The organism is Streptomyces sp. JK94 (genome assembly GCF_053613315.1).
Genome location: NZ_JBSICH010000027.1, coordinates 41065 through 60050 on the forward strand (window position 1 = coordinate 41065; position 18986 = coordinate 60050).

Annotated in this window: 14 protein-coding genes; 9 read left to right on the forward strand and 5 right to left on the reverse strand. The window is 73.3% G+C overall.

Annotated elements, in window-relative coordinates:
* Positions 1-249 precede the first annotated feature (249 nt).
* The 4 genes from ACVV2G_RS23730 to ACVV2G_RS23745 are packed head-to-tail and all read left to right on the forward strand — an operon-like array spanning position 250 to position 5108.
* Entirely contained in the window at positions 250-1737 is a 1488-nt protein-coding gene (locus tag ACVV2G_RS23730; RefSeq protein ID WP_453844767.1) for an ABC transporter substrate-binding protein, read from the forward strand.
* Entirely contained in the window at positions 1734-3500 is a 1767-nt protein-coding gene (locus tag ACVV2G_RS23735; RefSeq protein ID WP_453844768.1) for an ABC transporter permease subunit, read from the forward strand. Before ACVV2G_RS23730 ends, ACVV2G_RS23735 begins: the two co-directional genes overlap by 4 nt.
* A complete protein-coding gene (locus ACVV2G_RS23740) occupies positions 3469-4428 on the forward strand; it encodes an ABC transporter ATP-binding protein (protein ID WP_453844769.1) in 960 nt (319 codons plus the stop codon). The genes ACVV2G_RS23735 and ACVV2G_RS23740 overlap by 32 nt, the downstream gene beginning before the upstream one ends.
* Complete coding sequence (locus ACVV2G_RS23745; protein WP_453844770.1) at positions 4425-5108, forward strand: ATP-binding cassette domain-containing protein; 684 nt, start codon at positions 4425-4427, stop codon at positions 5106-5108. Before ACVV2G_RS23740 ends, ACVV2G_RS23745 begins: the two co-directional genes overlap by 4 nt.
* A 296-nt stretch (positions 5109-5404) precedes the next feature.
* Here the strand turns inward: ACVV2G_RS23745 and ACVV2G_RS23750 are convergent, their stop codons facing one another.
* Together ACVV2G_RS23750 and ACVV2G_RS23755 are read right to left on the reverse strand one after the other, a co-directional pair.
* Positions 5405-6157, reverse strand: a complete 753-nt coding sequence (locus tag ACVV2G_RS23750) for an alpha/beta fold hydrolase (protein ID WP_453844771.1) — start codon at positions 6155-6157, stop codon at positions 5405-5407.
* A gap of 41 nt (positions 6158-6198) precedes the next feature.
* Entirely contained in the window at positions 6199-6591 is a 393-nt protein-coding gene (locus ACVV2G_RS23755) for a RapZ C-terminal domain-containing protein (RefSeq protein ID WP_453844772.1), read from the reverse strand.
* A gap of 295 nt (positions 6592-6886) precedes the next feature.
* On the opposite strand from ACVV2G_RS23755, the gene ACVV2G_RS23760 reads away from it, so the two are divergent.
* Entirely contained in the window at positions 6887-7639 is a 753-nt protein-coding gene (locus tag ACVV2G_RS23760) for a hypothetical protein (RefSeq protein WP_453844773.1), read from the forward strand.
* A gap of 156 nt (positions 7640-7795) precedes the next feature.
* Here the strand turns inward: ACVV2G_RS23760 and ACVV2G_RS23765 are convergent, their stop codons facing one another.
* Positions 7796-9124 (reverse strand): enolase C-terminal domain-like protein, encoded by a 1329-nt coding sequence (locus tag ACVV2G_RS23765; protein WP_453844848.1) that lies wholly within the window; start codon positions 9122-9124, stop codon positions 7796-7798.
* A gap of 783 nt (positions 9125-9907) precedes the next feature.
* Here ACVV2G_RS23765 and ACVV2G_RS23770 point away from each other — a divergent pair.
* The 4 genes from ACVV2G_RS23770 to betT all read left to right on the forward strand — a co-directional run bounded on the left by ACVV2G_RS23770 (position 9908) and on the right by betT (position 16705).
* Positions 9908-11074 carry an FAD-dependent oxidoreductase gene (locus ACVV2G_RS23770; RefSeq protein ID WP_453844774.1) on the forward strand — a complete coding sequence of 389 codons (1167 nt, stop codon included), beginning with the start codon at positions 9908-9910 and terminating at the stop codon, positions 11072-11074.
* 314 nt (positions 11075-11388) lie between these two features.
* A complete protein-coding gene (locus ACVV2G_RS23775) occupies positions 11389-12855 on the forward strand; it encodes an aldehyde dehydrogenase family protein (protein ID WP_453844775.1) in 1467 nt (488 codons plus the stop codon).
* 82 nt (positions 12856-12937) lie between these two features.
* Positions 12938-14509 (forward strand): GMC family oxidoreductase, encoded by a 1572-nt coding sequence (locus tag ACVV2G_RS23780; RefSeq protein WP_453844776.1) that lies wholly within the window; start codon positions 12938-12940, stop codon positions 14507-14509.
* Between the two features lie 72 nt (positions 14510-14581).
* The gene (gene betT, locus ACVV2G_RS23785; RefSeq protein ID WP_453844777.1) at positions 14582-16705 is read left to right on the forward strand and encodes a choline BCCT transporter BetT; all 2124 of its coding nucleotides are present in this window, start codon (positions 14582-14584) and stop codon (positions 16703-16705) included.
* Between the two features lie 606 nt (positions 16706-17311).
* Here the strand turns inward: betT and ACVV2G_RS23790 are convergent.
* Positions 17312-18439 (reverse strand): MerR family transcriptional regulator, encoded by a 1128-nt coding sequence (locus ACVV2G_RS23790; RefSeq protein WP_453844778.1) that lies wholly within the window; start codon positions 18437-18439, stop codon positions 17312-17314.
* A 197-nt stretch (positions 18440-18636) separates the two neighbouring features.
* Positions 18637-18867 (reverse strand): hypothetical protein, encoded by a 231-nt coding sequence (locus ACVV2G_RS23795; RefSeq protein WP_453844779.1) that lies wholly within the window; start codon positions 18865-18867, stop codon positions 18637-18639.
* Positions 18868-18986 lie beyond the last annotated feature (119 nt).

The window sequence follows — 18986 nt, forward strand, 5'->3', positions numbered from 1 at the left end:
GCCGACCGCCGTGCCGTCGACCCTCGCGCCCGCTCCAGCCCCGAGCCTCACCCTGCGCCACATGTCCGTTCGCCGTAGCTACACGAGAGCAGGACCGAGAAGGCCGTCCGCGCACACTCCCGCGCGGACACCCTCGTACGTCCGCTCCCCTGCGTCCACCTGCCCCACCCCGTCGCTGAAAATGATTGTCATCATGCTACGGTCGTCACACGTTCAACCATTTGCCGGCCCTTTACCCGGAGTGACCCCGTGCGCGTCCCCGCCCGTCTCCTGCCCCTCCCCGCCGCCCTCGCCGCCTCCGCCCTGCTCACCGGCTGCTTCGCGTCCACGGCGGACACCGGTGCCGGCGCGGGCGAGCGCATCCGCGTCGCGATGATGCAACCGCCGCGCTCGGGCCTGTCCCCGCTCACCGACGACGCGTTCAAGCTGTCCCGCTGGTCGACGGCGGAGACGCTCGTGAAACTGGACGCGGACGGTGACGCCGAGCCCGCGCTCGCCACCGGGTGGAAGCAGTCGGGCCGGAGCTGGACCTTCACCCTCCGCGAGGACGTCACGTTCCACGACGGCACGGAGCTGACCGCCGGGGCCGTCGTCCGCTCCCTCGCGCGGGCCGCCGGCGCCTCCCCCAAGCCCCGCATCCTCGACGGCGTCGAGCTGACCGTGCGGGAGGGGGACGCCGGCAGCGTGGTCGTCACCACCGCCGAGGAGGACCCCCTGATCCCGCAGCGGCTCAGCTCCCCGCAGCTGTCGATCCTCGCGGCCAAGGCGTACCGGGGGAAGACGGTGAATCCGGTCGGCGCCGGCACCGGTCCCTTCGAGCTGACCAAGCTCAACGGCACCTCGTCCGCCACCCTCGACCGCTACGACGCCTACTGGGGCGGCACGGCCAAGGCTTCCGGCATCGACGCGACGTTCGTACCCGACGGCACCGCCCGCGCCGCCGCCCTGCGCAGCGGCGAGGCCGACATCGTCGAGGCGGTGCCCGTCTCGCAGGCCGCGCTGCTGGACGAGGACCTGATCACCGAAGTCCCGATGCCGCGCACCAACACGCTCTACCTCAACGCGGAGAAGGGCGCCTTCAGGGATCCCGCGCTGCGGGCGGCGGCCCGGGAGGCGATCGACGCCGAGTCGATCGTGCAGGGCGTGTACGAGGGGAGGGCCGACGTGGCCGAGGGGCTGCTCGGGCCCGCGCTGCCCTGGGCGGCCGGACTGCGCGAGCCCGTACAGCGTACGAAGGCGGTCGACCCGGCGGGCCGGAGCATCACCATCGGCACGTTCACGGACCGGGCCGAACTGCCCGAGGTGGCCGCCGCGCTGCAACAGCAGCTGCAGAAGGCCGGGTTCCAGGTGAAACTGGAGATCCGCGAGTACGCCAACATCGAGTCCGACGCCCTGGCGGGCGCGTTCGACGCGTTCATCCTCTCCCGGGCCACCGTCCTCGACTCCGGCGACCCGGCCGCGTACCTGTACAGCGACTTCGCGTCCGACGGCTCCTTCAACATCCCCCAGCTCGCCGACCCCGCCGTGGACAAGGCCCTGCACAAGGCGGGCGTGACTCCGGCGGGTGACGCCCGCCGCCGGGCGATCGTCGAGGCCGAGGCCGCCGTGCTCGCCACCGACACCGCCGTGCCGATGCTCCACGAGCGCGTGATCCAGGGCGACGCCGCCGGCGTGGTCGGCGCCGCCCACGACCCGCGCGAGCGGGAGCTGATCACGCTCGACACCCACGTCAAGTGAGGCGCGCCACCGCGGGGGTGACCCGCGCGGTCACCCTGGCACTCGTGCTGGCCGCCGTCGGCCTGCTGCCCTGGCTCTCCGGCCGGGACCCGGCCCTGACCGTGCTGCGCGCCCGGTCGGCCGAGCAGGAACCGACCGAGGAGGCCCTGTCCGCGATCCGCCGGGACCTCGGGCTGGACGCGGGCCCGCTCTCCCTGCTGGGTGACTGGGCCGGCGGGGTGCTGCGCGGCGACCTCGGCACCTCGTGGGTGTCGGGGACCGAGGTCCTGCCGTCCGTCGTCTCCGGGTTCCAGGTGTCCCTGGGGCTGATGACCGCCGCGCTGGGCGTGGCGGTGCTGCTCGCGGTGGTGCTGGTGGCGCCGGTACTGGTGCGGGGGCGGGGGTCGGCCGGGGCGTTCGCGGCGATGGCGGCCGCCGTGCCGGAGTTCCTGCTGGCAACGGTCGCGTTGCTGGTGTGCGGGGTGTGGCTGGGCTGGCTGCCCACGTCCGGCTGGCAGGGGCCCGAGTACCTGGTGCTGCCCGCCGTCGCGCTCGGCGTCCCGGCGGGCGGCCTGCTCGGGCGGCTGGTCGCGGACGCGCTGCCCGCCGTGCTGGACGAACGGTGGGTGGAGCTGTGGCGGGGCGCGGGGGTGAGCCGTGCCCGGGTCTCGGCCGCCGCGCTGCGCCGCGTACTGCCGCCGTTGGTACCGCAGTTCGGGATGGTCGCCGTCGGGCTGACGGGCGGCGCGGTCGCGGTGGAGACCGTGTTCGCGGTTCCGGGCATCGGCCGTACGGCACTGGGCGCGGCCAAGTCCCAGGACCTGCCCCTGCTCCAGGGAGCCGTCCTCGCGCTGCTCGCCCTGGGCCTGGTCGTCGGCGCGCTGGCCGCCCTCGTACGACGCCGGCTGCTGGGCCCCGCCCTGCGCGACGCCGGGCTCACGCTGCCCCCGGCCCGCCCGGTCCGGGCGCACCCGGCGGTCCCGGCCGTCCTCGCCCTCGTGCTGCTGGCGGCGATCGGCTGGGGTCTGCTGCGCGATCCGTACGCGGTGGACACGGCCGCCCGGCTGGCCTCGCCCTCGTGGGCGTACCCGCTGGGCACCGACGGGCTGGGCCGGGACGTGCTGGCCCGGCTCGGTCACGGGGCCGCCTCGACGGTCGGCACGGCGGCGGCCGTCTGCCTGCTGAGTCTGCTGGCCGGGCTGGCGCTGGGCTTCCTGCCGGGCGTCGCGGCGGGCGTCGCGGACATCGCCAACGCCCTGCCTCCCGTGATCGTCGGCATCCTGGTCGCGGCGGTGGCCGGCCCGGGCACCGGCGGCGCCGCAACCGCCGTCGCGCTCATCTCCTGGCCGCCGCTGGCCGCGCACGCGGCGGCGCTGGTGCAGGAGGTGCGGGCGTCGGCGTTCCTGACCGCGCAACGCGCCATCGGAGCGCCGCCGTGGTGGGTCCTCACCCGGCACGTCCTGCCGGCCGTCGCCGCCCCGGTGGCCCGCCACGCCCTGCTGCGGCTGCCCGGGATCGCCCTCGCCCTGGCCTCCCTGGGCTTCCTGGGCCTGGGCGCCCAGCCGCCCGCCCCCGAGTGGGGCCTGCTGCTGGACGAGTCCCGCGCCTACATCGAACGCGCCCCCTGGGCGGCCCTCGCCCCGGCCGTCGCCCTCGCGCTGCTGGCGGGGCTGGCCGTGTCGGGGGCGGCGTACGCGCAGGGCCGGGGAGCCCGTCGCACGACCGGCCGCACCGTACGAAAGGAGACCGTCCATGTCGTCCCAGGCCCTGCTGTCGGTGCGTGATCTGCGGATCGCGTTCGGCGCCGTCGAGGCGGTGCGCGGGCTGTCCTTCGAGGTCCGCCCGCGCGAGGTGTTCGCCGTCGTCGGAGAGTCGGGCGCGGGCAAGTCCCTCACCGCCCGGGCGCTGCTCGGCATGGTGCCGGACGGCGCGGCCGTCGGCGGCGACGTGCGGTTGCGGGACTCCACCGATCTCGCCGCCGAACGCGGACGCCGGATCACCTTCGTCCCCCAGGACGCCCTGTCCGCCCTCTCCCCCGTCCACCCCGTCGGCGACCAGCTCGCCGCCGCCATACGGTCGGTGCGGCGTCTGCCGCGCGGCCAGGCACGTGCCCGGGCCGTGGCGGCACTGGACCGGGTGGGCATCCCGGACGCCGGGCGGCGGGCGCGGGCCTACCCGCACGAGTACTCGGGCGGCATGCGGCAGCGCGCGGTGATCGCCATGGCGACGGTCAACGAGCCCGACGTCGTCGTCGCCGACGAGCCGACCACGGCGCTGGACGAGGAGCGCCGCGAGCAGGTGCTGCGGGTCCTCGCCGAGCAGCGGGAGGCGGTCGGCGCCGCGCTCGTCCTCGTCACCCACGACCTGGAGGTGGTACGGGAGCACGCGGACCGCGTACTGGTCATGTACGCGGGCCGGGCGGCCGAGACCGGCCCGGTCCGGCAGGTCCTCGGCCGTCCGCGCGCCCCGTACACGGCGGGCCTGCTGGCCTCGCTCCCCCAGGACGGCCCCCGGCGCCGCAGGCTGCCGGCGCTGCGCGGCGCCCCGCCGGCGCCGGACGCCCTCGGGCCCGGCTGCGCCTTCGCGCCGCGCTGCCCCCTGGCGTCGGACCGGTGTCTCGACCACGAACCCGCGTCCCGGGCCGTGGACGGACGTGAGGTCGCCTGCCACCACGCCGACGACATGCTCGGCCCACTCCGGGAGTTCGTGTGAACCACCCCCTGCTGGACGTCCGCGACCTCGTCGTCCGCCACGGACCGGTGACCGCCGTGGACCGGCTCTCGTTCACACTGGACGCCGGTGAGACCCTCGCCCTCAACGGCCCCTCCGGCTGCGGCAAGTCCTCCACGGCCCTGGCGGTGCTCCAGCTGCGCCGGCCCGACAGCGGCACGGTTCGCTTCGAGGGCCGGGAGCTGACGACCCTGGCGGAACACGAACTGCGCCCGCTGCGCCCGCGTATGCAGCCCGTCTTCCAGGACCCCTACGGTTCGCTCAGCCCCCGCCACCGCATCCGCGACGCGGTGGCCGAGCCGCTGAAGGTACAGGGCAGGTGGAACCGGGCCGACGGGCCCGACCTCGTGGCCGAGCTCCTCGACCGGGTCGGTCTCGACCCGTCGTACGGGGACCGGCGCCCGCACGAACTCTCCGGCGGCCAGTGCCAGCGAGCCGGGATCGCCCGCGCCCTCGCTTCCGCACCGCGGCTGCTCGTCCTCGACGAACCGGTGTCCGCGCTCGACGCCTCCGTGCGGGCCGGCGTCCTGAACCTGCTCTCCGACCTCCAGGACGAACTGGGGCTCGGCTACCTCTTCATCTGCCACGACCGGGCGGTCGTACGGCACTTCGCGGACCGGGTGATCGAGATGCGGGACGGGCGTGCGGCCGCCCTCGCCTGACGGCCACGGCCCTCATCCAGCCATCGGTGGGCCCCCGGGGCACTGTCCGGGGGCCCACCGGCGCCCGCTGCTCCGTTCCGCTTTCGCCACGTGCAGCGGGTGCCTCTCGTACCACTCGGCGCGCCCGCGCCGTTGCGCCGCGCGGTGCTCGGCGTTGTTCCGCCGCTCCGTTCCCCCGGCCGTTCAAGCGGCTTCCCGGCTCACTCGGCGTGGGTGCCGCCACGGTCGACACGGTCCTCGACCCGGCTCCCGGGTGAGCGGCGAGGACGGGGGACGGTCGGACGGGGCCGGTGGTGTCACGGGTTCTGCCCTGCCGCGAATTTCTCGATCAGCTCGGCCACGGCCTCTGGCGTGCTGTAGTGCGCCGCATGCGCGGCGCCCGCCACCTCGGTCGCGCGTCCGTCGGCGATGAGTCGTGTCACGCGCCGGGTCCACGCCTTGGAGACGACGGTGTCACCGGCCCCGCGTACGACGAGCGTCGGTACGGCGACCCGGGCCAGGCGACCCTCGAACGCCTCGGCGGCGTCCCGCAGCGCGTGGCGGAGGGATACGGCGAAACGCCAGGGGCCGGTGAGCAGGTAGTCCGTCGCGGCCACTCCGATCAGGGACAGCGGCTCCCGCAACGCGTCCGCGAGCAGCCGGCCCCCCTGGCGCCAGGCTGGCACCCCCGGTGTGAGTGCCGGGCCGAGCAGTACAAGTCGGTGGGCCAGGCCCGGGTGGCGCACGGCGAGCGCCACGACCACCTGGCAGCCGACCGAGTTGGCCACCAGCAGAGTGGGGCCCGGCAGGAGCTGCCGGTGCCAGCGGGCAAGGGCTTCGGCGGTCCGCTCCACGTCGGGCATCCGGCGTACGGCGGCCCGTGACCGGGCGTTGCCCGGCAGGTCCGGCACGAGCACGCTGGCCCCGTTCGCCGCGAGCCGCCGTGCCAGCGGTGTGAAGTAACGCCCCGAGAGCCCGAGCCCGTGCACCAGCACCACCGTCGGTGTACCCGCGCGCGGTGCGGGGCCGAAGGCACGGGTGAAGAGACCGGCGTGGATGCTGTGTTCCATCCATCCACTATCACCCCTGCGAGGACTCGTACACGGCAGGCCTACGAACGCGGTGGCGACGGGAGGCGTGCGTCCAGGTCACGGTGGCGCACGACGACCTCGTACCCGGCGTCGCGCAGTAGGCCGGCGAGCGTGGCGGCGAAGACCGGAGCCCGGTGGCGGCCACCCGTGCATCCGTCGGCGAGCCGGACGGTTTCCGAGGACGGGCCTGACGCGTATGCCTTCACCGCCTCAGCGGTTGCCCGTGCCAGCTCCACGAAGCCCGGGGTGCTCAGCACAGCTGCGCGGACGGGTTCGTCGCGGGCGGTCATGGACCGCAGTTCCGGACTGACGTGCGGATCGCGGAAGTGTTCGCGCAGATCGAGGGTCAGGTGGGCGGCGGGCGGCTCGTCGTGCAGGTAGCCGAACGAAACGATCTCAACGACAGCAGGCATCCAAACTCCCAGGAGACGGTGGGTTCCGGTTCCCCGCGCTCCCGTCGTTCAGTCGTCGAACCGTGCCCCGGGTGAAGGGGGTCACGCCGCGCTGTTCGCCTCCACCCGACCGCGCCCCTGCCGTCCTCGGGCCGCTCCCCGGTCTACCGTCGTCCGTCCGCCCCCGAGCGACACCTCGTGTCCACCGCCGGTCCGGTCCGTATCCCCGCGGTCCGTTCACTCCTCGGACGGACTCACAGCCCGAAACCGGCCCGGCTGATCAAAACGGTCTCTATGTTTCCTTCACATGGAAGATATGACGGACATTGGTGCGCTGGTTCGTGCGGTACGTCGGGAACTGGCGGGTGAGTCGCGCCGGCGACTGCGCGAGGCTCTCGCCGACCGGCCGCGTGCATGGCTCGTGGAACAACTGCTGGACCTCGCTCTGGCCCCCGGCCTGCCGGCCCAGCGCGGAGACCATCCCGGCGTGCCACCGGCGGAGGAATCGGCTGAGGAGCGACAGCGGCGGGCGGAGCGCCTACGCGCTCTCTCGCTCGACCTGGAGCGGCTGCGCCGGTTCGTCGACGACTACCAGGCGCTCGACCGCGACACCCTGATCGAGCGCGGCCTGCTGATCGATCCGCCGGCGAAGGGAAGCGGCCTGCTCGGCCCCGGGCACCGCTCCTCCGAGGGCGAGCAGCTGCTCACCGAGGCGAAGGACCTGCTTTACGCGCTGCTGTTCGGTGACGAGGAGGCGGGTGTGCGCCTGCGGCGGGTGGAGCGGGAACTGCTGACCCTGACCCTGCCGCGGCACAAGGCACACGCCATCGCCTCCGTACTGCGCGCCGCCACCGAGATCGGCGCCGCGGGCACATGGCGCGACCCCGGGGGCGCGGCGAACGACGAGCGGGCCCCGAACACGATCCTGCAGGTCGAGTACGGCGAGGTCGCCGAGGAACTGGTCGGCAACGGCATCACCGCCTGCCTGCGACTGATCAACAACCTCGAAGTCAACGAGGTCGTGCTCTACGCCCGCATGGAGAACGTGGAGGAGAGCACCCTCAGCTAGTCCGAGGCCGGTTCCCCAGCCCCACATTCGGTCGGCCCCCTGTTCCGGGGGGGCTGACCGGCTTCCCTGCCCGGGCTCGCGCTGCGGTCCGTGGGCGTACCCCCTCGGTGCCGGCTTCGGGTCCGGGGGGTGTACCCGTGCCGCACCGACCGGTGGCTACCGCACGAGGCTGGGCCGCTTGGCGTCGAACTCCCAGCCGGGGATCAGGTACTGCATGGCGTGGGCGTCGTCCCGGGCGCCGAGGGCCTTCGTCCGGTAGAGCTCGTGGGCGGCGAGGAGCCGGTCCTCGTCGAGCCGTACGCCCAGGCCGGGAGCGTCGGGAACGGCGATCTCGCCGTCGACGATGCGAGGCGGAGCGGTGGTAAGGCGCTCCAGGCCCTCCTGCCATATCCAGTGCGTGTCGAGGGCGTTGTACGCGCCGGGGGCCGCGGCTCCGCAGTGCGTGACCATCGCGAGCGAGATGTCGAAGTGGTTGTTGGAGTGGCAGCCCCAGGTCAGGCCCATCGCGTTGCACAGCTGCGCCACGCGGACCGAACCCTGCATGGTCCAGAAGTGGGGATCGGCCAGCGGGATGGACACCGACTGCAGGGCGAGGGCGTGGGTCAACTGCCGCCAGTCGGTGGCGATCATGTTGGTCGCGGTGGGCAGGCCGGTCGCGCGTCGGAACTCGGCGAGCACCTCACGCCCGGAGTAGCCGCCTTCCGCCCCGCAGGGGTCCTCGGCGTAGGCGAGCGTGCCGAGCAGCGGCCCGCACAGTGCCACGGCCTCCCTCAGCGACCAGGCCCCGTTCGGATCGAGGGTGATCCGGGCGTCGGGATACCGGTCCTTGAGGGCACGTACGGCCTTGACCTCTTCGGCACCGTCGAGGACGCCTCCCTTGAGTTTGAAGTCCCGGAAGCCGTACAGGTCGTGGGTGGCCTCGGCCTGCCGGACGATCGCCTCGGGGGTGAGGGCCTCCTCGTGCCGGATCCGGTACCAGTCGACGTCCGCGTCGTGGCCGCGGACGTACTCCAGGTCGGTGCGACCGGGGTCGCCCACGTAGAAGAGGTAGCCGAGTACCCGCACGGACTTCCGCTGCTGCCCGTCCCCGAGGAGGGCGGCGACCGGCACGTCGAGGTGCTGGCCCAGGAGGTCGAGGAGCGCGGACTCGACGGCGGTGACGGCATGGACCGTGGTCCGCAGGTCGAAGGTCTGGGCACCGCGTCCACCGGAGTCACGGTCGGCGAAGCGGTCCGCGATCTCGCGCAGGACGCGCTTGTAGTCACCGACCTTCGCGCCGACCACGAGGGACTCGGCGTCCTCGAGGGTCTGTGCGATCTTCTCTCCGCCCGGTACCTCGCCGAGGCCGGTGCGCCCCTCGGAGTCCGTCAGAACCACGACGGTGCGGGTGAAGTAGGGGCCGTGGGCGCCGGAGAGGTTCAGTTCCATGCAATCGCGGCCCGCCACGGGGTAGACGGCGAACGCGCGGACGGTCGGCTGGTTCATGGTCATGTTCGCTTCCGTTCCCTGATGTCGGACGGGTACGAGGCGGTGCGTCCCTCGGTCGGGTGCCGGCGCCTTCCGTGGCGGGCGGGGGTGGCGGCGCCCGGCCGTGCGGGGATGGGCGGCTCCGTCTCGTCGGGCGGTGTCACCAGGGATCCGGTGAGGCCGCCGCCGGCACCGCCCGATTCGTTGAGCGGGGAGCCGACGCCGCAGAACACGAAAAACATGAAAAACACGGCGAGCCCGGAAACCCGGAGAACACGGACTCGGCTCGCCGTCCCCGATGGCCAAGGGCTGGGCTCCTGACTCGGTCGTCCTGAGAGCACTGCCCCGAGGGGCCCTGGACCGAGGGTAGTCCGCGTACCTGGGCGGCGGGTGAGCCGGGCGGCTCCCGGGGGCCGGTGGCCGACGTCAGGTCGCTGTCGCGGCGGCCGCCGCCCGCCCGGCCCGGCGGCCGGAGCGAGGTGTCCGCCGAGGAAGGCCCCTTCGAACGACCTGGGTGGCCCCGTCGGTTCGTCACGGCCAGGGTGCCACGTGGGACGGCGTCGACCCGGTCGGCGACGCGGGCGGCCGGCACCTCCTGGCGCCTCCCGCGCCGCACGCCGACGGTCCGGCCCCGGACGTCCGGGCCGGGCTCCGCCCTCGACCGCCCTCCCCTGCGGGCCCGGCCGCCTTCCACCCCGCGACCGAGCACGACGCCTCATCCGTCCGCCGGCCCACGCCGCCCTTTTCGCCCTCGGTGAAGGAGCCGGCCCGGCTCGGGGAGGGGTCCTACGGTGCACCGGCATGAGACCCCGTATCGCCGTGGTCGGCGGTGGCCCCGCCGGCCCCTCCTTCGCCCGCGTCCTGCACCGTCATGGCCACCCGGTCACCGTCCTGGAACGCGATCCCGCCCGCGACGCCCGCCCCGCGGGCGGCACGCTGGATCTGCACGAGGGGCTGGGCCAGGCGGCGCTGGGGAAGGCGGGGTTGTCGGCGCAGTTCCAGGCGCTGTCCCGGCCCGAGGGGCAGGCCATGCGCATCCTGGACGTGGACGGGACCGTCCTGCGCGACTGGCGGCCTCGTCCGGGTGACCGGGCCCATCCCGAGATCGACCGCGGGCAGCTCCGTGACCTGCTGCTCGGACCTCTGGACGTCCAGTGGGGGCGAGCCGTGCCGGAGGTCGTGCCGGAGAGCCGGGACGGCGTGCTGGTCCGGTTCGAGGACGGGCGGCAGGAGACGTTCGACCTCGTGATCGGCGCGGACGGCGCCTGGTCCCGGGTCCGTCCCGCGGTCTCGTCCGTGACGCCGCGCTACACCGGCGTCACCCTGGTCGAGACGTCCCTGGACGAGGTCGACGCCCACCACCCCGAACTCGCCCGTCTGGTCGGCGACGGTTCGGTGGCCGTGTACGGCGTGAATCGCGCGCTCGTCGCCCAGCGCAACAGCGGCGGCCACGTCAAGGTGTACGCCCAGTTCCGCGTCCCGCTGGAGGGGGGCACGGGCCCGGACCGGCACAGGGGCCCGGACCGGCGCACGGACCCGGACCCGGACCCGGCCGACACCGAGGCCGTGCGGTCCCGCCTGCTGGCCCTCTTCGACGGCTGGGCCGACCCCGTCCTCGACCTCCTCCGCCACGGCACCACGTTCACCCACCGGCCCCTCCACGCCCTTCCCGCCTCCCACACCTGGACCCACGTCCGCGGGGTGACGCTGCTGGGCGACGCCGCCCACCTGATGCCCCCGCTGGGAGCGGGCGCGAACCTCGCGATGCTGGAAGGCGCCGAACTCGCCGAGTCCCTCGCCGCCGCCCCCGACCCCGCCCAGCCCGACGAGATCGTCCGCGCCTTCGAGGAGCGGATGTGGGCACGGGCCGCCAAGTGGGCGAACATCACGATGGCCGGTCTGGAACGCCTCGTGAGCCCGGACCCCTCCGACGCCCTCGCCCTCTTCGACGACGTCCAGCCCTCCTGACCGCCGAGCGCGGGGGCACCTCCCGCGCCGGACGCCCCCGGTGGGGCACCGGAGCCACTCGGCCCCGGACGTCACCCCGGCAGGCCGCAAACAGCACCCGAAGCGACACCAGAGTGTAATGTCCCGATTTGTCGGTGCGCGTCGCGTTCTGCTGGTTGAGGTCGGTCATCCCCGCCCCACAGGTTCGGACGCCGGCCGGCCCGCCCCGGCCGGCGCGGGCCCCGCAGGCGTGCCGATGCGGCCGACCGTACGACGCACCCGTGAGGCCGGCCGCCGCTCCGGCCGGAACCGGCCTGTCACAGAGGAGGTACCCCGTGGGCGATCTGTACATCGACGGCGAGTGGACGCGGGCTGCGGACGGCGGACGTCGGGAGGTGCTCAACCCGTACGACGCCTCCGTCGTCGCCACCGTCGACGAGGCGGACGCCACCGATGCGGACCGCGCGGTGCGGGCTGCCCGCCGCGCCTTCGACGAGGAGGAGTGGGCGGACGTGCCCACCCGACGGCGGGCCGACCTCCTGCTGCGTGTTCACTCCCTGCTGCTGCGCGACAAGGAGGAGATCGCCCGTACCGAGACCCTGGACACCGGCAAGACGCTGACCGAGTCCCGTATCGACGTGGAGGACGTGGCGAACGCGTTCCGCTACTACGGCGAGCTGGCCGACAAGGACGGCGGCCGGGTCGTGGACGTCGGCCCGGACGTGCTCAGCCGCGTCGTCCACCAGCCGGTCGGGGTGTGCGCGCTCATCGCCCCCTGGAACTACCCACTCCTGCAGGCCTCGTGGAAGGTGGCGCCGGCGCTGGCCGCCGGGAACACCATCGTCCTCAAGCCCAGCGAGGTCACTCCGCTCACCACGATCGCCATGGTCCGGCTCATCGAGGAGGCCGGGGCACCACGCGGCGTCGTCAACCTGCTCCTGGGGAGCGGCTCGACCGTCGGCGCCGCCCTGACCGGCCACCCCGAAGTGGACCTGGTCTCCTTCACCGGCGGTCTCGCCACCGGACGGGCCATCATGGCCGCGGCCGCCGAGGGACCGAAGAAGGTCGCGCTGGAGCTGGGCGGCAAGAACCCCAACGTCGTCTTCGAGGACGCGGACTTCGCCACCGCCGTGGACTACGCGCTCAACGCCGCGTTCCTGCACTCCGGACAGGTCTGCTCCGCCGGTTCCCGGCTACTGGTGCAGGACACCCTGCACGACGCGTTCGTCGAGGCCCTCGCCCGCCGGGCCGGGGCGATCCGCCTCGGCAACGGCCTGGAGGAGGGGACGGAGAGCGGGCCGCTCAGCTCCGCCGAGCACCGTGACAAGGTCGAGGGGCACATCGCCGCCGCCCTGGAGGAAGGCGCACGGCTCGTCACCGGGGGTGCTCGACCGGACGATCCCGCGCTGAGCCGCGGCTTCTTCGTGCTGCCGACCGTGTTCGCCGACTGCGACAGGTCCATGCGCATCGTCCAGGAGGAGGTCTTCGGCCCGGTCGTCACCGTCGAGCGCTTCCGCACCGAGGACGAGGCGGTGGAACTGGCCAACGACACCCGCTACGGCCTGGCCGGCGGCGTGTGGACCTCCGACGCGAGCCGCGCCCAGCGCGTCGCCCAGCGGTTGCGGCACGGCACCGTGTGGATCAACGACTTCCACCCGTACGTGCCACAGGCCGAGTGGGGCGGTTTCGGCCACTCCGGTGTCGGACGTGAGCTGGGGCCCGCCGGGCTGAGGGAGTACCAGGAGGCCAAGCACATCTACCAGAACCTCTCCCCCGCCCCCTCCGACTGGTTCAAGGGCTGACCGGTCCGAGGGCCGCACGCAGCGCGCCCCCTCCCGCCGGCGGCAGGGCCGCCGGAGATCGGCCCCCGACGAAAGGCATCTGATGGCCTCCACCACCCCGCACGGTCCGGAGACCGCCTACGACTACGTCATCGTCGGCGGCGGCACCGCCGGATGCGTACTCGCGGCGCGCCTGAGCGAGGACCCGGACTGCCGCGTCTGCGTCGTCGAGGGCGGCCCCAGCGACGTCGGCGACGACCGCATCCTGCGCCTGCGCAACTGGATCAACCTGCTCGGCTCGGAGTTCGACTACGGCTACACGACCGTCGAGCAGCCGCGCGGCAACTCCCACATCCTGCACTCGCGGGCCCGCGTGCTCGGCGGGTGCTCCTCGCACAACACACTGATCAGCTTCATGCCCCTCCCCCAGGACCTCGACGACTGGGTGGCCCGGGGCTGCGCCGGCTGGGATCCGCAGACCGTCCTCCCCTACCGCGACCGGCTGCGCACCCGGATCGTGCCGGTGGCCGAAGCGGACCGCAATCCGATCGCGAGGGACTTCGTCACCGCCGCCGCGCGTGCCGTCGGCGTTCCCGTCGTCGAGGACTTCAACGCCGAGCCCTTCGCCGACGGCGCCGGCTTCTTCTCACTGGCCTACCAGCCGGAGGGCAATCTGCGCTCCTCCGCCTCCGTCGCCTACCTGCATCCGGTCCTGGACCGCCCCAACCTCACACTCCGTCTGGAGACCTGGGCCCACCGTCTCCTCGACGACACGTCCGGGAAGCTGACCCGCGTCGCCGTCCGGAGCCCCGACGGCCGGGCCGAAACCCTGCGCGCGGAGCGTGAACTCCTCCTGTGCGCGGGAGCCATCGACACACCGCGGCTGCTGCTGCTCTCCGGCATCGGGCCGGCCGACCAGTTGCACTCCCTGGGCATCGAGGTGCGGGCCGACCTGCCCGGCGTCGGGGAGAACCTGCTGGACCACCCCGAGTCGGTGATCGTCTGGGAGACGGCCGGCCCGCTGCCGCCGAACTCCGCGATGGACTCCGACGCCGGTCTGTTCCTGCGGCGCGAGCCGGGTCAGCCACGACCGGACCTGATGTTCCACTTCTACCAGGTGCCGTTCACCGTCAACACCGAACGCCTCGGCTACCCCGTCCCGGAACACGGAGTGTGCATGACGCCGAACGTGCCGCGGGCCCGGTCGACCGGACGCATGTGGCTGCGCAGCGGCGACCCCGCCGAACATCCCGCGCTCGACTTCCGGTACTTCACCGATCCCGGCGGACACGACGAGCGCACCATCGTCGACGGCCTGCGGATCGCCCGCGAGGTCGCCGCCACCGACCCGTTGCGCGACTGGCTCGTACGGGAGGTGGCGCCGGGTCCGGACGTGACCTCCGACGCCGACCTGTCGGAGTACGGGCGCCGCGTCGCCCACACCGTCTACCACCCGGCGGGCACCTGCCGGATGGGCGCTCCCGACGACCCCATGGCCGTGTGCGACCCGCAGCTGAGACTGCGGGGCGTGGACGGCGTGCGCGTCGTGGACGCGTCGGTCTTCCCGACCATGCCCACCATCAACCCCATGGTGACCGTCCTGCTCGTCGCCGAGCGCGCCGCGGACCTGCTCACCGGGGGCTCCGGTGCGCAGGGGCGGCCGACGACCCGGTGAACCGAGGTCCGACGGCCCGCCCGGGACGGACCGGCATGCACAGCGTGACCACGGCGAAGGAGGAACAAGGGCGTGTCGAGTGCAGGAGACAAGGGTGCCGCACAGGCACCGGAGGAAGCGGCCCCGGATGTCCGCCCGGCGCGCGCGGGCACGCTCAAACCCGTGGTCTTCTTCGGTTCGGCCGCGCTGGTCCTCGCGATCTCCCTGTGGGCCATCGTCTCGCCCTCCGGAGCCGGGACGGCCATCGGAGTGGCCGTCGACAGGATCTCGTCCTGGTTCGGGTGGTACTACTTCCTCGCCGCGACGCTGTACCTGGTGTTCGTCCTCTTCATCGGTGTGTCCAAGTACGGGACGATCAAGCTGGGACCGAAGCACTACAAGCCGGACTACGGGCTCTTCGCCTGGGCGGCGATGCTGTTCGCCGCGGGCATCGGCATCGACCTGATGTTCTTCTCCGTGGCCGGCCCGGTCAGCCACTACCTCGCACCGCCGGAGGGCTCCCCGGAGACGGTCGAGGCAGCACGTCAGGCGGTGGTCTGGACACTGTTCCACTACGGCATCACGGGCTGGGCGATGTACGCCCTCATGGGCATGGTGCTCGGCTACTTCGCCTTCCGGTACCGGCTCCCGCTCGCGATCCGCTCCGCGCTGTACCCGGTCATCGGCCGCCGCATCCACGGGAGGGTCGGTGACGCCGTCGACCTGGCGGCCATCATCGGCACCGTGTTCGGCATCTCCGTGTCCCTCGGCATCGGCGTGGTGCAGCTGAACTACGGGCTGAAGGTCCTCTTCGGTGTGCCCGAGGGGCTCCCCGCGCAGATCGGCCTGGTCGCGGTGGCGGTGGTGATGGCCACGGTGTCCGCCGTGGCGGGCGTGGACAAGGGCATCCGACGCCTGTCCCAGCTCAACGTCCTCCTGGCCGTCCTCCTCATGCTCTACATCCTCGTCGTCGGCGAACCCTTCAGGCTGCTCAACGCGCTGGTGCAGAACGTCGGGGACTACGTCAGCGGCTTCCCCTCGATGACCCTGAACACGTTCGCCTACGACCAGCCCACCGAGTGGCTGAACACGTGGACCCTCTTCTTCTGGGCGTGGTGGATCGCCTGGGCGCCGTTCGTGGGCCTGTTCCTGGCACGGATCTCCCGCGGCCGCACCCTGCGTCAGTTCGTGGCCGCCACGCTGATCATCCCCTTCCTGTTCACCGGTCTCTTCCTCACGGTCTTCGGCAACAGCGCGCTGTTCGTCGTACGGGACGGGAACGCCGGGTTCGGCCAGACCGCGCTGGACTCGCCCGAGCAGGCGTTCTACGGGCTGCTGGATCAGTACCCGGGCGCGTTGTTCAGCGCCGGCCTCGCCACGTTCGTCGGACTGCTGCTGTACGTCACCTCCGCGGACTCCGGTGCACTGGTCATGGGCAATCTCAGCTCCGAGCTGCCGACGCCGGTGACCGACGCCGCGCCGTGGATGCGCATCTTCTGGGCGCTGACGACAGGGCTGCTCACCCTCGCCATGCTCCTCGTGGGCGGTGTGCAGACCCTGACGGACGCCACGATCATCATGGGTCTGCCCTTCTCCGTCGTCATGTTCCTGATCATGATCGGGCTTTATCTGGCGTTGCGCACCGAACGCATGCGGGACGAGGCACTGGCCACCTCGCTCCCGGCCTCGCTGTCCGGGCGCACCATTCAGCAGGGCCCGCCGGGAACGCGGAACTGGCGGCGGCGGCTCGCGCGGGCGACGACGTTCCCGGGCAGACGGGCGGCTCTCCGCTTCGTCGACGACGTGTGCCGGCCCGCGTTCCAGGACGTCGCCGAGGAACTGCGGGGGCAGGACGCGCGAGCGGAGCTCCTGGAGGGCGAGAACGAGGAGAACGGCCTGCCGCACGTCGGCCTGCGGGTTCCGATCGGGCCGAGCGACGTCTTCGTCTACCGGATCTGGCCCGTGGAGCTGCCCACCCCCGGCTTCGCGACCCGTTCGCTCAGCACCCACGACACCTACGTACGCTGCGAGGTCCAGTTGTCCGAGGGGAACCAGGACTACGACGTGATGGGTTACACGAGGGAGCAGCTCATCGCGGACGTCCTCGACCAGTACGAGCGCCATCTGGAGTTCCTGCGGTTGCACCACGAGGCGGCCGCCCGGTCGGCCCTGCCCGACCACCGCGCCGACGACCCTGAGGCGCATCTTCCGGAGTAGCCACCGCCGGGGGCGCGACGCCGCACCGCCCGCGTCGCGCCGCCCCCGTTCCGGTGCGTCCCGCGCACCTCCTGCCCCGGTCGCGAAAGGACCACTGAATCGATACAGGGGGGGGAAGCAACCCGCTTCCCCTCCTCCGCGACCCGGCCGGAACGGGGGCGGCGCGACGGCCCCGCGTCGGCATCGGGTCGCGCGCCGGTCCCTCCGCCGGGCCCGCCGGGCCGCCGGTGTGCGGCCCTGCGGTTGTGACGGCCGGAGGGGCAGCGGATTCTGTAGGGGACGAACGGGGCGGGTATGAGCCTGTGACTGCATGGACCGCGGACGAGAGCGCTGACTCCCGGGGCCCCCTCGACATCTCCAGGGCGGCCACGACGGTCGTCGACGCCCATGACACGGTCATCGGGTGAGCCCGGAGGCACAGCGGCTGCTCGGCCACCCGCCGGAGGAGATCGTCGGCCGGCCGCTCCCCCGCGCGCGGGCGAGGTGCGCCGCCGCGTCCGCCTCCGGTGACGTGGTGCCGCTCCGGGCACCGTCCGTCGACGCGTACACCGGGCTCGTCACGCGGCACGCGGGCCGCCCCGGCCGGGTCGAAGCACGCACGGGGGTTCAGGCCATGAGCAGGCGGAGGCCGAGCTCCGCCGCGTCGAGGGCGACCAGGTCGCGGTTGCGTTCGGCCCACCGGCCCGAGGAGAGGTCGTCGCGGAGTCCGTGCACCGCCCGCTCCTCGGCCTCCGGCCCGACTCGCGTCCACACCGACACCGCGCGGCGCACGTGCTCGTCCAGGTACGCCTCGGGCCGGCGCCAGTGGGCCTCGAAGAAGCCGTCGGCGCAGTCCCACGGGATGAGCACCGGCTCGGCGCGGCCCCCGATCGCGCGGGTCAGGTCGGCCAGTGAAGGCCAGCCGGCGAGAAGGCCGGCGAATTCCGGGAGGTAGTCGCGGGTGAGCCAGAACCTCTCACGCCAGCCGGTGGCACTGGCGTCGTACGTGAACACCACCACCCGGCGGGCCACGCGCCGCATCTCGCGCAGCCCGGCGACCGGGTCCGGCCAGTGATGGACGGTGCTGACCGCCATGGCCGCGTCGAAGGACCGGTCGGCGAAGGGGAGGCTCTGCGCACTGGCGGCCACGCACGGCGCCGCGTCGGCGGGACGCTGTGCCCGCATGACCGCCGACGGTTCCACCGCCACGACGTCGCGATCGGGAGGCTCGTAGGAGCCGGTGCCGGCCCCGACGTTCAGTACCGTCCGTGCGTCCCCGAGCGCTTCCCAGATCCGCGCGGCGATCCGCGGCTCAGTACGCCGCGTCGCCGGGTAGGCGGTCCCGATGGCGTCGTACAACCGCCCCCCGAACACTTTCAGTTGTTCTTCCGGCGTCGTTCTGATCCCCATCGCCCGTGCCTCCAGTTCCCCGTCGATGGCCGTCACCATGGCAGCGGCGCGGTCGCGCTGTTCCGACAGCAGGCCGCGCAGCCGGCGCAGGTGCGCGACCGCGTCGGTGGCCGGGTCGTCGACCAGATCCGCGATCTCGCGCAGACCGAAGCCCAGCCGCCGGTAGGCCAGGACCTCCCGCAGCCGCTCCACGTCACCCGCAGAGTAGGCCCGGTACCCGGCAGCGGTCCGCGCGGACGGCTGCACGAGGCCGATCCCGTCGTAGTGATGCAAGGTGCGGACGCTCACGCCGGCCAGGCGCGCCACGCGTCCCACGGTCAGGTGCTCTTCCACGACCCCGAGCATGCGGCATGACGCCGCGGGAGGGTCAAGCGCTTCGCTCCTGGTTCCGCGCGTGACGCCACGGCCGCGCCCGCCGACGGCCGGCCGGCCGGGTGCCGCCTCTGTCGCGGCCGGCCGAGACGCCGGCGGCGGTCGTGAGCGCGTGTCGGTGCAGCCGGCCACGGTGTTCCCACCGGGTTCCCAGCGGCCGCGTGATGGACTCAGGGCGTTTCGTGTCTGCGTCGTGCGGTCCGGTTGGCCACCAGGAGGCAGACCCAGACGAGGACCTGGCCGGCTGCGAACAGGATCGGTCCGGCCCCGTCCCGGTCGATCACCCGCCAGACCAACAAGGCGACGCTGACGCAGAGCATCGGCCAGTACAACCACGGTCCCCACCGGTTGCCCGGCCTGGCCCATGGCGGCGTGGCGGGAGCGTCGGAACGTCGCACCATGCACTCCTCCCGAGGGGCGGCGCCGGGCAGGTACGGCAGGCCGACCTCGGCGGCGTGTCGTATCCGGCTGCCCTGACTTCGGCTCACGAAACGGGCAGCGGCCCACGCCGGTACGTTCC

Excerpts from the sequence above, each read along its gene's own strand:
- ACVV2G_RS23755 (WP_453844772.1), bottom strand. The coding sequence starts at position 6,591 with ATGCCTGCTGTCGTTGAGATCGTTTCGTTCGGCTACCTGCACGACGAG.
- ACVV2G_RS23765 (WP_453844848.1), bottom strand. The coding sequence starts at position 9,124 with ATGAACCAGCCGACCGTCCGCGCGTTCGCCGTCTACCCCGTGGCGGGC.
- ACVV2G_RS23770 (WP_453844774.1), top strand. The coding sequence starts at position 9,908 with ATGAGACCCCGTATCGCCGTGGTCGGCGGTGGCCCCGCCGGCCCCTCC.
- ACVV2G_RS23790 (WP_453844778.1), bottom strand. The coding sequence starts at position 18,439 with ATGCTCGGGGTCGTGGAAGAGCACCTGACCGTGGGACGCGTGGCGCGC.
- ACVV2G_RS23795 (WP_453844779.1), bottom strand. The coding sequence starts at position 18,867 with ATGGTGCGACGTTCCGACGCTCCCGCCACGCCGCCATGGGCCAGGCCG.
- ACVV2G_RS23780 (WP_453844776.1), top strand. The coding sequence starts at position 12,938 with ATGGCCTCCACCACCCCGCACGGTCCGGAGACCGCCTACGACTACGTC.
- ACVV2G_RS23760 (WP_453844773.1), top strand. The coding sequence starts at position 6,887 with ATGACGGACATTGGTGCGCTGGTTCGTGCGGTACGTCGGGAACTGGCG.
- ACVV2G_RS23740 (WP_453844769.1), top strand. The coding sequence starts at position 3,469 with ATGTCGTCCCAGGCCCTGCTGTCGGTGCGTGATCTGCGGATCGCGTTC.
- ACVV2G_RS23750 (WP_453844771.1), bottom strand. The coding sequence starts at position 6,157 with ATGGAACACAGCATCCACGCCGGTCTCTTCACCCGTGCCTTCGGCCCC.